The following is a 12,131-nucleotide window of genomic DNA, read 5'->3' as shown; positions in this document are numbered from 1 at the left end:
TCCCACCCATCCCGTATGTCACCCGACATCCGCCAAATCTTGCACAACACGGGATGGGAGGCAATCTTGCCTGACCGCGCGCGCGCCGCGCCAGATTCCGGTTTCACCCCGCCTCCCGCGCCGCTATACCGCCTGCGGAGTTTCGGACAGGAAGGACGAACAGCATGGCCAATGTCGTGGTGGTGGGGGCCCAGTGGGGCGATGAAGGCAAGGGCAAGATCGTCGATTGGCTGTCCGAGCGCGCCGATGTGATCGCGCGATTCCAGGGCGGCCATAACGCGGGCCACACGCTGGTTGTCGATGGCACCGTCTACAAGCTGCACGCGCTGCCCTCGGGCGTGGTGCGCGGCGGCAAGCTGTCCGTCATCGGCAATGGCGTGGTGCTGGACCCCTGGCACCTGATGCGTGAGATCGAGACCATCCGCGCGCAGGGCGTGCAGATCAGCCCCGAGACGCTGATGATCGCCGAGAACACGCCGCTGATCCTGCCCATCCACGGTGAGCTTGATCGCGCCCGCGAGGAGGCCGCCAGCACGGGCACCAAGATCGGCACCACCGGGCGCGGCATCGGCCCGGCCTATGAGGACAAGGTGGGCCGCCGCTCGGTCCGGGTGGCCGATCTGGCCGATGACGCGACGCTTGAGGCGCGGGTGGACCGCGCGCTGCAACATCACAACCCGCTGCGCCGGGGTCTGGGCATCGCGCCTGTCGATCGCGACCGGCTGCTGGCCGATCTGCGCCAGATCGCGCCGCAGGTTCTGGAATACGCCGCGCCGGTCTGGAAGGTGATGAACGAGAAGCGCCGCGCCGGCAAACGCATCCTCTTTGAAGGGGCGCAGGGTGCGCTCCTGGATATCGACTTCGGCACTTATCCCTTTGTCACCTCGTCCAATGTCATCGCGGGCCAGGCCGCCACCGGCGTAGGCATCGGCCCCGGCGCGATCGACTTCGTGCTTGGCATCGTCAAGGCCTACACCACCCGCGTCGGCGAAGGCCCGTTCCCGACCGAATTGGAGGATGCCGACGGCCAGCGCCTGGGCGAGCGGGGGCATGAGTTCGGCACCACCACGGGGCGCAAGCGCCGCTGCGGCTGGTTCGACGCCGTCCTCGTGCGCCAGACCTGCGCCACGAGCGGTGTCAACGGCATCGCGCTGACCAAGCTCGACGTGCTGGACGGGTTCGAGACGCTGCGCATCTGCACCGGCTACGCGCTGGAAGGCGAGGTGCTGGACTACCTGCCCACCGCCGCCGAGCAACAGGCCCGCTGCGTGCCGGTCTACGAGGAGATGCCGGGCTGGTCCGAGACCACGGAAGGCGCCCGCTCCTGGGCCGACCTGCCCGCCAACGCGATCAAATATGTGCGCCGGGTCGAGGAATTGATCCAATGCCCTGTCGCCATGCTCTCGACCAGCCCGGAACGCGAGGATACCATCCTGGTGACCGACCCCTTCGCCGACTGACCGACTGATAAGGAGGCCCGATATGGCCCTGTCCTACAAGGCGCGCCGCCGCTGGGCGCTGGTGATCTTGCTTCTCGGCCTGCCCGGCTACATCGCCGTGGCCTGGTTCCTGACCAGTTTCCTGGAGGTGCAGTCGGTGCTGCTGCAACTGGCGATCTTCGTGGGCCTGGGGGTGGTCTGGATCATTCCGCTCAAGCCGATCTTCATGGGGATCGGCCAGCCCGACCCGGATGCGGACAGAGACCGGGACGACACACCCGACCGGTGACCGACATCTGGTGATGACAAAAGAAAACCCCCGGAAGGCGCATCGCCTGCCGGGGGTTTCCCTGTTCGGGATCGGGGCCTGCGGTCAGCGGCGGTAGTAATCCGATTTCCGGGTCAGGCGGAACTGGCCGCGGCGGATCTTCTCGATCTGGCCGTCATTCAGGATCAGGCCGAAGGCACGCAGCGCATCCTCGCGCGCGATCTCGCTATTCGATGCCTGGATCACCAGGTTGACGACCTCTGCGCGGCCAAAGACCGACTGGCCCATGCGATGCGTCACGAACCCGGCGGCGGCAGCCGCGACATCGACCAGCTCACTGGCGCCGTTTTCCTGTGCGTAACGCCCGAATTCATCATCCGCCAGCACCGGCCCGGTGGGGGCGGGTGTATCGACAACCCGGGCGATGGCCTGCTCGGGTTCCAGGTCAAGCGTGCCGGTCGCGGCGTCCTGATCCTCGTCCGCTAGGTCCTCATCGTCGCGCGACACATCGCGGGCGACGGCAAGGTTGCTTTTCACCACGCGGCGCGGGCGCACCACGGTGGCGGTGGGCAGCGCGCGGGCGCGGCCCTCGCCGGTGGTCTCATCGACGCGCTGCTCCGAGACCAGCACCAGCGGCGCGGGCCGGGCGGTGGCCGGGGCGGGGCGGTCCAGGCGGCGCTGGCCCTCCTTCTGCACCCGGCGCGGGCGCATGACGCGGGCCAGGTCTTCGCGGTATGGCTCGGTCTCGTCCTCGGGGGCTTGCGGCTCGGCCAGCTGTTCCTCGGCGGCGCGCGCGGCGACGGCGGCTTTCAGGTGGCCGATATTGGCGCGGCGGCGGCTGTTCTCATCGGTCGAGAGGCGGCTGTCGGTGGCCTCGAACAGGCGGCGCACATCCTCCTCCGGGTCGCCGGTTTCCGAGCGCTCCTCCAATTGCTGGCGGCGGGCCTCGCGCTCGGCGCGGCGGCTTTGCCGGTCGGCTTCGATCGCGGCCAGTTCGCGCTGCAATTCGGCCTCGTCCGCGGGGTCGAGATCGGTGGGCGAGGGATCGGCCCCGGCCTCGGCCGTGTCCGTGTCGCCCGCGTCGGCAGTGGCCGCATCCTCGGCGTCGGCCTCGGGAGCGGCTCTGGTCTTGCCGCGGATCACCCAGACGCGCGGCGCTGTGGCGGCGGGGGCCGGTTGCGCGGCGTCTTCGCTGCCGGTGTCTTCAGCGATCTCGGCCTCATCAGCGGCCTCGGCCTCGGCTTCCGGCGCGTCACCCGTTTCGGGCGCGTCCTCGACGGCCTCGGCCGTCTCCTGCGCCGGAGTGTCGTCAGAGCCTGCCGCCGCCAGCGCCGCGATCAGCGCGTCCGAGGCGTTTTCATCGGCATCCTGCGCCACCGCATCGTCAGTGTCGTCATCCCCAACCTCGGCCCCGACCTCGGCGACGTCTTCATCATCCCCATCCTCGGGATCATCGGAAAAAGGGTCGCCTGCGTGCTCGTCCTCGCTATATCCGATCTCGTCATCGCGGTCGCGGGCTTCCTCCAGCGCGACGACGCGGCGGATGCGGGCCAGTTTCGCGGCGACACTGTCGGGGTCGGGAAAGCTTTCCTCGACGGGTTCGGCAACGGCTTCCTCGGCGCGGTTGTCCGCGGCGCGGTGCTGCACAGTCTCATCGGCGGCCGACATCGCCTGCATGACCGCGGAAAGCGTGTCTTCGCCCTCGGCCCGGTCGTCCTGCCCGTCCTCTTCCGCATCAGCGGCACCGGCGGCACCGGCGGCAAGGGCTGCGGCAGTGGCGCTGGCGGCGGCGGCGAGGGCGGCGGCATCGCTGTCCTCATCCTCGGCCTCAACCGGCGTGTCGCTTTCGGCAAAGAAATTTTCCGCCGCATCTTCGGCGGTTTCCTCTGCCGGTGCGTCGTCGCCGGTCGTGTCCTCGGCAGCGGCTTCGGGGGCCGTGAAATCCGCGACGAGGGACTCGTCTTCCGCGGCAACCTCGGTGGCTGCGGTATCTTCGACGAGGGCCTCATCCTGCGCGACATCCTCGGCAGGGGCCTGCTCGCGACCATCCTCGGGTTCGTCTTCAGCCGCAGACGCCTCCGCCTCGGCCAGGTCGCCCGCAGCCTCGGCCAACTCCGCCGCATCCTCGGCCACCTCCTCGGCGGCATCGGCCAGATCGGCGGTGTCTTCGGCCACATCCTCGGCCGCTTCCGCGACATCTTCGGGGCTGGCGCCGTCCTCCTCGACCTCGGCCACGCCACGCGCCGCATCGCCATCCTCGGCCATTGCGCCTTCGGGGGCGGCGTCGGTATTGTCATAGGCTTCGTCCGACTGGCGCAGGATCAGCCCGGTTTCGGAGAGCTGCGCATTGACCCGCGCCTTGACCGCCTGTTCGGTGATCCGGTGCAGCATCTCGGCGTCGGGGGTCGGCGGCTCGGCCCCGAAGAACCTGTCGCCCGCGGCCAGGTCGCGGAAATATTCCGCGATCGCCTTCATCGCCGAGAAGGGATCGTTGAACCCTTCCAGCGTGCAGGAGAACGTCCCGTAGGAGACCGTCAAAATCTTGTTTGCATCACTCATGGTCTTGCCTCTGCTCCTCCCGGCGTGGCCCCGGAATTTACACTCTTGCGAAATCTTCTGACAAATCTATTCCATTCAAAACGGTCACCATTGGGGCCATTCTTTGATTTCTGTCCGGAAAAAAGGCGATATCTTGCCAGCTTCATCGTCCAAAATCCGATCTGACACCTTGGTGACATTATTGGGCGGGGGGGACCTTAACCCGGCCGATCTTGCCGAATCTTTAAGCCTCGCCCCGAAACTCGTGGCCGCCGATAGCGGCGCGGATGCTGCCCTGAGCCTCGGATACCGTCCTTGCGCGGTTGTCGGCGATCTCGATTCGATCTCGGATCACGCCCGCGTCTCGCTGCCTGACGGGGCCTTTATACATGTGGCCGAGCAGGAGAGCACGGATTTTCACAAGGCGCTGTCGCGCATTGACGCGCCCGGCGTGCTGGCGCTTGGGTTTACCGGCGGGCGCAGCGATCATGAACTGGCCGCCTGGCACACGCTGATGGCGCAGCGGGCCCCGCGCGCGATCGTCCTGGGCGGGGCCGATCTGGTCTTCCTCTGCCCCGCCGAGCTGACCCTGCGCCTGCCCATCGGCACGCGCGTCTCGCTCTTTCCGCTGGCCCCCGTCAGCGGGACATCGCAAGGTCTGGAATGGCCCATCGACGGGCTGGATTTCGCGCCCGGCAGACGCATCGGCACCTCGAACCGCAGCGTGGCCGCCAGCGTCCGCCTGACGATGGACGCCGCCGCGATGCTGGTGATCCTGCCCAAGGCGCATTTGCGCATCGTGTGCGCCGCGCTGTTCTGACAGGCGCGTTTTTCCCTCGCCAGTGCAGGCGCGCTTGTGTAAACCCGAGCCCAATCAACGAGGGACGCAACCGACATGACCGCACAGCTTTCGCCCATCGACAAGGCCAAATTCGTCGCCGCCAAACGCGCGGTGGATTATGTCGAGGACGGGATGCGGATCGGGCTCGGCACGGGCTCGACGGCGGCCTGGATGGTGCGCTGCCTGGGGGAACTGGTGCGCGATGAGGGGATCAAGGTCACCGGCGTCGCCACTTCGACCCGCACCGCCGATCTGGCGCGCCAGGTGGGGGTGCCGATCTCGACGCTCGATGAGGTCAAATGGCTGGACCTGACCATCGACGGGGCCGATGAATACGACCCGCAACTGAACCTCATCAAGGGCGGCGGCGGGGCGCTCTTGCAGGAGAAGATCGTGGCCACGGCCAGCGACCAGATGATCGTGATCGCCGATGCCACCAAGCAGGTCGAAACCCTCGGGGCCTTCCCGCTGCCGATCGAGGTGATCCCGTTCGGCTGGCAGACCACCAAGGCGCTGGTCGAGGAGATGCTGGGAAATCTCGACGTGCTCGGCAACACGACCTCGCTGCGCCTCAACCACGACACGCCGTTCCGCACCGATGAAGGCAACTTCATCCTCGATCTGCACCTGCGCCACATCCCCAATCCGCAGCAGCTGAGCCTGGTGCTGAACCAGGTGCCGGGCGTGGTCGAAAACGGGCTCTTCCTCGATATCTGCGACGTGGTGGTGATCGGCAAGGGCGATGGCAGCGTGGAAGTGCGCGACATCAACAACGGCACCGTTGAACACGAGCGCATCGACATCATCGACACCGACAACCTCTTCGTCGACATCGCGGAGTGATCGCCACCTCCTGTTGCACAGGGACGTGTGCAGCCGCGCGGGCTGCGCGCGGGGGTGATTGGCGCCAGATAGGGGTTATGAGGCAATCAGGAAGGACGGCGTGACATGAGCGCATTCGATTACGACCTTTTCGTCATTGGCGGCGGCTCGGGCGGGGTGCGCGCGGGGCGGATCGCGGCGGAACATGGCGCGAAGGTGGCGCTGGCCGAGGAATACCGCATGGGCGGAACCTGCGTGATCCGGGGCTGCGTGCCGAAGAAACTGATGGTCTATGCCTCGGAATACCCCGACCAGGTGCGCGATGCGGCGGCCTATGGGTGGGAGGCCACGCTCGGGGCGTTCGACTGGGGCAGGTTTCACGGCAAACTGGAGGCCGAGCTTAACCGGTTGGAAGCGGCCTATCGCCGCAACCTGGACCGCGCGGGCGTGGAGGTCTTCGATACCCGCGCGACGCTTGCCGACCCCCACAGCGTCAAGCTGGCCGATGGCAGCACGAAAACCGCGAAACACATCCTCATCGCCACCGGCGGCTGGCCCTTCGTGCCGGATTTCCCCGGCTCCGACCTGGTCATAACCTCGAACGAGATCTTCAAGCTCGACGCGCTGCCGAAATCCATCCTGATCGTCGGGGGCGGCTATATCGCCTGTGAATTTTCCTGCATTCTGAATGGCTTGGGCGTGGACGTGACGCAATTCTATCGCGGTCCCCAGATCCTGCGCGGCTTCGACGATGAGGCGCGCGACCACATCGCCGACGCGATGCGCGCGCGCGGTGTGACGCTTCATACCGACACCGTGCTGCGCAAGCTGGAGCGCGGCCCCGACGGCATCAAGGCGACCTCCGGCGACGGCTCCATCGCGCAATATGACGCGGTGATGTATGCCACCGGGCGCCACCCCAACACCGCCGGCCTGGGGCTGGAGGAGATCGGCGTCACCCTGCGCGAGAACGGGGCGATTGCGGTGGATGAGTACAGCCAGACCAACATCCCCTCGGTCTTTGCCGTGGGCGACGTGACCGACCGCGTCAACCTGACGCCTGTGGCGATCCGCGAGGGCCACGCCTTTGCCGACACCGTCTTTGGCGGCACGCCGCGCAAGGCCGAGCATGACCTGATCCCCTCGGCCGTCTTCACGCAGCCCGAGATGGGCACCGTGGGCCTCACCGAGGAGGCGGCCCGCGCCCAAGGCCCGATCGAGGTCTATGTCGCCGCCTTCCGCCCGATGCAACCGATGTTCGCCGGGCACGCTGAAAAAGTGCTGATGAAACTGGTCGTCTGCGCCGACACGCGCCGCGTCCTGGGCGTGCATCTGGTGGGCGATCACGCGGGCGAAATGATCCAGATGGTGGGCATCGCGGTGCGCATGGGGGCCACGAAAGAGGATTTCGACCGCACGGTTGCGGTCCACCCCACGATGGCCGAAGAACTGGTCACGATGAAAACACCCGTGCGCACGGCTTGATTTTCGACCAGTATAAGCACAGGTAGCAAGGAACCGCCGCGCGCGCCGACGTGTGCGGCTTGGACATCTAGAGGGAAGAAGGCTGGTATGGCAGGAAATTCTGGCGGACCCTGGGGCGGCGGTGGCGGCTCTGGCAACGGTGGCAACAGGGGCGATGACGACCGCGATCCACCCCGAGGCGGGCGCGGCCCCGGACAGGGCGGGGGTCAGCAGATCCCCGAACTGGACGAGATCATGCGCAAGGGCCAGGAACAGCTGCGCGTCCTGATGGGCGGTCGCGGCGGCGGTGCCAACGGCGAAGGCGGCGGTGGCGGCCCCCAGATCGGGCGCGGCGGCTTCGTCATCGCCGGTCTCGCCGTCATTGGCCTCTGGCTCTACGCCTCGGTCTACTCGGTCCAGCCCGAGGAACGCTCGGTCGAGCTCTTCCTGGGCGAGTTTTCCTCGGTCAACGATCCCGGCCTCAACTTCGCGCCCTGGCCGCTGGTCACTGCCGAAGTGGTCGAGGTCACCACCAACCGCACCGAGAGCATTGGCAACAACCGCTCCGGCGCGCAGGCCGATGGGCTGATGCTGACGACGGATGAGAACATCGTCGATATCGACTTCGAAGTGGTCTGGAACATCTCCGACCCGCAACGCTACCTCTTCAACCTGCGCGATCCCGAGGCGACGGTGCGCGCGGTCTCCGAGGCCGCCATGCGCGAGGTCATCGCGGCCAGCCAACTGGCCCCGATCCTCAACCGTGACCGGGCCTTGATCGCCGATACGGTCGAGGAACTGATCCAGACCACGCTTGACGGGTATGAAAGCGGCATCAACATCGTCCGCCTCAACCTCGACCGCGCCGATCCGCCAAACGAGGTCATCGACGCCTTCCGCGATGTGCAGGCCGCCGAACAGGAACGCGACCAGCTGCAACGCCAGGCCGATGCCTATGCCAACCGGGTTCTGGCCGGCGCACGCGGTGAAGCGGCACAATTGCTGGAAGAGGCCGAGGGTTACCGCGCCCAGGTCGTCAACGAGGCCCAGGGTGAGGCCAGCCGCTTCTCGGCGGTTCTGGCCGAATATCTGCTGGCCCCCGAAGTGACCCGCCGCCGTCTCTACCTGGAGACGATGGAACGCGTGCTTGGCGACATGGAGACGATGATCCTGGATACCGAGGCCGGCACCGGGGCAGGGGGCATCGTGCCCTACCTGCCGCTCAATGAACTCCGCAACCGGGGGACCAACTGATGCGCAAGATCACCATCCTCATACCCGTCGCCGTGGTGGCCGTCGCGCTGCTTCTGTCCTCGGTCTTCGTGGTCGATGAACGCCAGCGCGCGCTGGTGCTGCAATTCGGTCAGATCCGCCAGGTCATCGAGGAACCGGGGCTCAACTTCAAGATCCCCTTCATTCAGGAGGTGGTCTATTACGACGACCGCATCCTGTCGCTCGATACCGCGGCGATCGAGGTCACGCCGTCGGATGACCGCCGCCTGGTGGTCGATGCCTTCGCCCGCTACCGCATCGTCGATGCCGAACAGTTCCGGCTGGCCGTCGGTGCCGGGGGCCTGCGCGAGGCCGAACGCCTGCTGGAAGACATCCTGAACCCGCAGATCCGCGCCGTTCTGGGTTCCGAGGGCGTGACTTCCAACACGATCCTGTCCTCTGAACGCGCCGTGCTGATGGAGCGCATCACCGAACAGGCAAGGCTGCGCGCCCTGCCGCTCGGGCTCGATGTGCTGGACGTGCGCCTGAAACAGACCGAACTGCCGCAGCAGAACCTCGCCGCCACCTTCGCCCGGATGCGGGCCGAGCGTGAACGCGAGGCGACGGATGAACGGGCACGGGGTGAGGAAGCCGCACAGCGCGTGCGCGCCACCGCCGACCGGACCGTGGTGGAACTGGTCTCGGAGGCGACCCGCGACGCCGAGATCATCCGCGGTGAAGCCGATGCCGCGCGCAACCGGATCTTTGCCGAGGCCTTCGGGGCGGATCAGGACTTCTTCGAGTTCTACCGCTCGATGACGGCCTATGAGCGCGCATTGCCGGGCTCGAATTCCTCGATGGTGTTGTCACCCGACAGTGCCTTCTTCGAGTTCTTCGCCGACCCCATGGGCGGCAGCCTGGGCGCGGCCCCGGTCGCGGCGACCCCCGACGCGGCCCCGGAAGAGGAGGTCGAAACCCCCGAGGAGGAGGAGGCGGACGCCCCCCTCCCGGCGGATGCGCCGACCGTGGGGCAGTAGACCCATGCTCCAGACGATCCTCTGGGGGTTCGGACTGGTACTTGTGATCGAGGGGCTGGCCTATGCGCTGGCCCCTTCCTTCATGAAGGACCTGATGGAACGGATGCGCCATGAACCCATCGAGACCTTGCGCATCGCGGGCTTCGGGGCGCTGGTGATCGGCACGCTCCTGGTGGTGCTGAGCCAGGTTGCGGGGGGATGAGCGACATCCGGATCAGACCGGCGGCGCCAGAGGACGCGCCCGCAATCAGTGACTTCCTGCGGGAGCTTGCCGCGCGCGGCAAGCGCAAGAGCCCCAGCGATGTCGATTTCGTGCGCATCCATTATATCGGCCACCCCGACCGGATCGCATGCAGCGTGGCATTGGATGCGCAGGGGCACATACTGGGGATGCAGAGCCTCAAGCATGCGCGCGACGGGAATATCTACGGCGTGACGCAGGGATGGGGCATCATCGGCACTCATGTCAGCCCCGATGCCGCCCGGCGCGGTGTCGGGCGGGCGCTGTTCGCTGCCAGCCGGGATGCCGCGCGGCGCGCCGGGGTGCGCTCGATCGACGCGACGATCCAGCCGGAGAACGCCGAAGGTCTGGCCTATTACGAGGCGATGGGGTTTCGCGATTACCGGGTTTCGGGCGGCGCGATCTGCAAGTGCTACGAGTTGCCGGTGGACATGTAGGCGATAGACCGCGCCGGGGCTGGCCGGAGGCTTTTCGAAAAGCCTCCACAGGGCCTTCGAAGGCCCTGCCGCCCCCACCCGGACCGCAGTGGTGGAGGCTTTCCCAAAAGCCTCCCCCGCAAATTCGAATTTGCGGACGGGGCGCGCCGTCGACGGCGCGTTTCGCCCTCTCTCCGACAAGCAACTTCACGCCCATGTGACCGAGGTTTCAAATCCATTGGTTGATTGACAGCGGCTGCGGGCAAATATCTCTTGTCAGCATGAGGACAGGATTTCCTGAACAACTCTGAACGGAGGAAGAACGTGATCCATCACAATCCAGACACGCGGGCCGTCACCCAGGCCCGTCCGGTTCGCGGGACCGAGCAGGCCAAGACCGCACTGGCATTCATCTTGATCATCGCGATGGCGCTGGCCACAGTCATCGCCTCGGCCTTGCCCTCACGGGCGCAGTTTTCCGGCCCGTCCAGCTTTGCCGATCTCGTCGACCAGGTCGGCGATTCCGTGGTCAACATCACGACCACCAGCCTTGTCGCCTCGGGCACCGGGCCGGGGCCGAACGTGCCGCCGGGCTCGCCGCTCGAGGATTTCTTCAACGAGTTTCTGGACCGGGACGGCCCCGGCCAGCCGCAGCCGCGCCGGCCCAATGCGCTCGGCTCGGGCTTCGTGATCTCCGAGGATGGCTTTATCGTCACCAACAACCACGTCATCGCCGGAGCCGACGAGATCATGATCGAGTTCCGCTCGGGGCTCGAACTGCCCGCCGAGGTAATCGGCACCGATGAGAACACCGATATCGCGCTTCTCAAGGTCGATCCCGACCAGCCGCTCGATTTCGTCCCCTTCGGCGACAGCGACGTGATGCGCGTGGGCGATTGGGTCATGGCCGTGGGCAACCCCCTGGGCCAGGGCTTCTCGGTCTCCGCCGGGATCGTCTCGGCGCGGGAACGCGCGCTTTCGGGCACCTATGACGACTTCATCCAGACCGATGCCGCGATCAACCGGGGCAACTCGGGCGGGCCGCTCTTCAACATGGATGGCGAGGTCGTCGGCGTGAACACCGCGATCCTCAGCCCCAATGGCGGCTCGATCGGGCTTGGCTTCTCGATGTCGTCCAACGTGGTCATGCGCGTGGTCGAACAGTTGCAGGAATTCGGCGAGACCCGCCGTGGCTGGCTCGGCGTGCGCATCCAGGACGTGACCCCCGATATCGCGGAAGGTCTCGGGCTCGAAGCCAGCGCGGGCGCGCTGGTCACCGACGTGCCCGAAGGCCCCGCGCGCGAGGCCGGGATGGAAGTGGGTGACGTGATCACCAGCTTCGACGGCAGCACGGTCGAGGATACCCGCGAACTGGTCCGCATCGTCGGCGAATCGCCGGTTGGCGAGACCGTCCGCGTCGTGGTCCTGCGCGAGGGCGAGACCCAGACCCTGCTGGTCACGCTCGGCCGCCGCGAAACCGAGGAGCGCGTCGCCTTCCCCGATACGGAAAGCCCCGACGTCGCCCCCGAGCAGAGCGATTTCCGGGGCCTGACCCTGATGCCGCTGACCGATGAGCTGCGCCAGCAGCTTGGGGCCGAGGGCGTCGAGGGCGGCCTGGTGATCGAGGCGGTCGACCCCAACAGCGAAGCCGCCGACCGCGGCCTGATGGCGGGTGACGTGATCACCGAGGTCGGCCAGGAGCCGGTGGCCGATCTCGACGCCTTCCACGCCCGCGTGGCCGAGGCCGCCGAGGCCGGCCAGAAATCGGTGCTGCTCCTGATCAGCCGGGGCGGCAACCCGCGTTTCGTGGCGCTGCCGATCTCGGACGAAGAGGACGAATAATGCCGGGACAC

The 12,131-nt window shown here is 67.0% G+C and carries 11 protein-coding genes; 10 read left to right on the top strand and 1 reads right to left on the bottom strand.

Annotated features, from left to right (window positions below):
- The first annotated feature begins 164 nt into the window (after nt 1–164).
- Both AC13C7_RS14480 and AC13C7_RS14475 read left to right on the top strand, forming a co-directional pair.
- On the top strand, nt 165–1,460 hold the full coding sequence (locus tag AC13C7_RS14480; protein WP_482867903.1) for an adenylosuccinate synthase: 1,296 nt from the start codon (nt 165–167) through the stop codon (nt 1,458–1,460).
- 22 nt (nt 1,461–1,482) lie between these two features.
- Nucleotides 1,483–1,728, top strand: coding sequence for a DUF2842 domain-containing protein (locus AC13C7_RS14475; protein ID WP_172317384.1), 246 nt, complete (start codon nt 1,483–1,485; stop codon nt 1,726–1,728).
- A gap of 84 nt (nt 1,729–1,812) precedes the next feature.
- Here the strand turns inward: AC13C7_RS14475 and AC13C7_RS14470 are convergent, their stop codons facing one another.
- Entirely contained in the window at nt 1,813–4,266 is a 2,454-nt protein-coding gene (locus tag AC13C7_RS14470) for a hypothetical protein (protein ID WP_482867902.1), read from the bottom strand.
- 172 nt (nt 4,267–4,438) lie between these two features.
- Here AC13C7_RS14470 and AC13C7_RS14465 point away from each other — a divergent pair, with 172 nt between their 5' ends.
- From AC13C7_RS14465 to AC13C7_RS14430, 8 genes are all read left to right on the top strand, one after another.
- A complete protein-coding gene (locus AC13C7_RS14465; protein WP_482867933.1) occupies nt 4,439–5,065 on the top strand; it encodes a thiamine diphosphokinase in 627 nt (208 codons plus the stop codon).
- A 75-nt stretch (nt 5,066–5,140) separates the two neighbouring features.
- Entirely contained in the window at nt 5,141–5,929 is a 789-nt protein-coding gene (gene rpiA, locus AC13C7_RS14460) for a ribose-5-phosphate isomerase RpiA (protein WP_446119181.1), read from the top strand.
- A gap of 105 nt (nt 5,930–6,034) precedes the next feature.
- Complete coding sequence (gene gor / locus AC13C7_RS14455) at nt 6,035–7,393, top strand: glutathione-disulfide reductase (protein WP_482867901.1); 1,359 nt, start codon at nt 6,035–6,037, stop codon at nt 7,391–7,393.
- 87 nt (nt 7,394–7,480) lie between these two features.
- On the top strand, nt 7,481–8,626 hold the full coding sequence (gene hflK / locus AC13C7_RS14450) for an FtsH protease activity modulator HflK (RefSeq protein ID WP_172317394.1): 1,146 nt from the start codon (nt 7,481–7,483) through the stop codon (nt 8,624–8,626).
- Complete coding sequence (gene hflC, locus AC13C7_RS14445; RefSeq protein ID WP_172317396.1) at nt 8,626–9,621, top strand: protease modulator HflC; 996 nt, start codon at nt 8,626–8,628, stop codon at nt 9,619–9,621. Before hflK ends, hflC begins: the two co-directional genes overlap by 1 nt.
- A 4-nt stretch (nt 9,622–9,625) precedes the next feature.
- On the top strand, nt 9,626–9,823 hold the full coding sequence (locus AC13C7_RS14440) for a DUF2065 domain-containing protein (RefSeq protein ID WP_172317398.1): 198 nt from the start codon (nt 9,626–9,628) through the stop codon (nt 9,821–9,823).
- Nucleotides 9,820–10,299 (top strand): GNAT family N-acetyltransferase, encoded by a 480-nt coding sequence (locus tag AC13C7_RS14435; RefSeq protein ID WP_482867900.1) that lies wholly within the window; start codon nt 9,820–9,822, stop codon nt 10,297–10,299. The genes AC13C7_RS14440 and AC13C7_RS14435 overlap by 4 nt, the downstream gene beginning before the upstream one ends.
- 405 nt (nt 10,300–10,704) lie before the next feature.
- Complete coding sequence (locus AC13C7_RS14430; protein ID WP_172317894.1) at nt 10,705–12,120, top strand: DegQ family serine endoprotease; 1,416 nt, start codon at nt 10,705–10,707, stop codon at nt 12,118–12,120.
- Nucleotides 12,121–12,131: the final 11 nt, after the last annotated feature.

The organism is Alterinioella sp. B-7 (genome assembly GCF_056857775.1).
This window is presented reverse-complemented; position numbering and strand designations above follow the sequence as displayed.

Bases quoted from the DNA above. Each gene is read 5' to 3' on its own strand.
- AC13C7_RS14440 (WP_172317398.1), top strand. From the start codon at position 9,626: ATGCTCCAGACGATCCTCTGGGGGTTCGGACTGGTACTTGTGATCGAG.
- rpiA (WP_446119181.1), top strand. From the start codon at position 5,141: ATGACCGCACAGCTTTCGCCCATCGACAAGGCCAAATTCGTCGCCGCC.
- AC13C7_RS14430 (WP_172317894.1), top strand. From the start codon at position 10,705: ATGGCGCTGGCCACAGTCATCGCCTCGGCCTTGCCCTCACGGGCGCAG.
- AC13C7_RS14435 (WP_482867900.1), top strand. From the start codon at position 9,820: ATGAGCGACATCCGGATCAGACCGGCGGCGCCAGAGGACGCGCCCGCA.
- hflC (WP_172317396.1), top strand. From the start codon at position 8,626: ATGCGCAAGATCACCATCCTCATACCCGTCGCCGTGGTGGCCGTCGCG.
- hflK (WP_172317394.1), top strand. From the start codon at position 7,481: ATGGCAGGAAATTCTGGCGGACCCTGGGGCGGCGGTGGCGGCTCTGGC.
- AC13C7_RS14475 (WP_172317384.1), top strand. From the start codon at position 1,483: ATGGCCCTGTCCTACAAGGCGCGCCGCCGCTGGGCGCTGGTGATCTTG.
- gor (WP_482867901.1), top strand. From the start codon at position 6,035: ATGAGCGCATTCGATTACGACCTTTTCGTCATTGGCGGCGGCTCGGGC.
- AC13C7_RS14470 (WP_482867902.1), bottom strand. From the start codon at position 4,266: ATGAGTGATGCAAACAAGATTTTGACGGTCTCCTACGGGACGTTCTCC.
- AC13C7_RS14480 (WP_482867903.1), top strand. From the start codon at position 165: ATGGCCAATGTCGTGGTGGTGGGGGCCCAGTGGGGCGATGAAGGCAAG.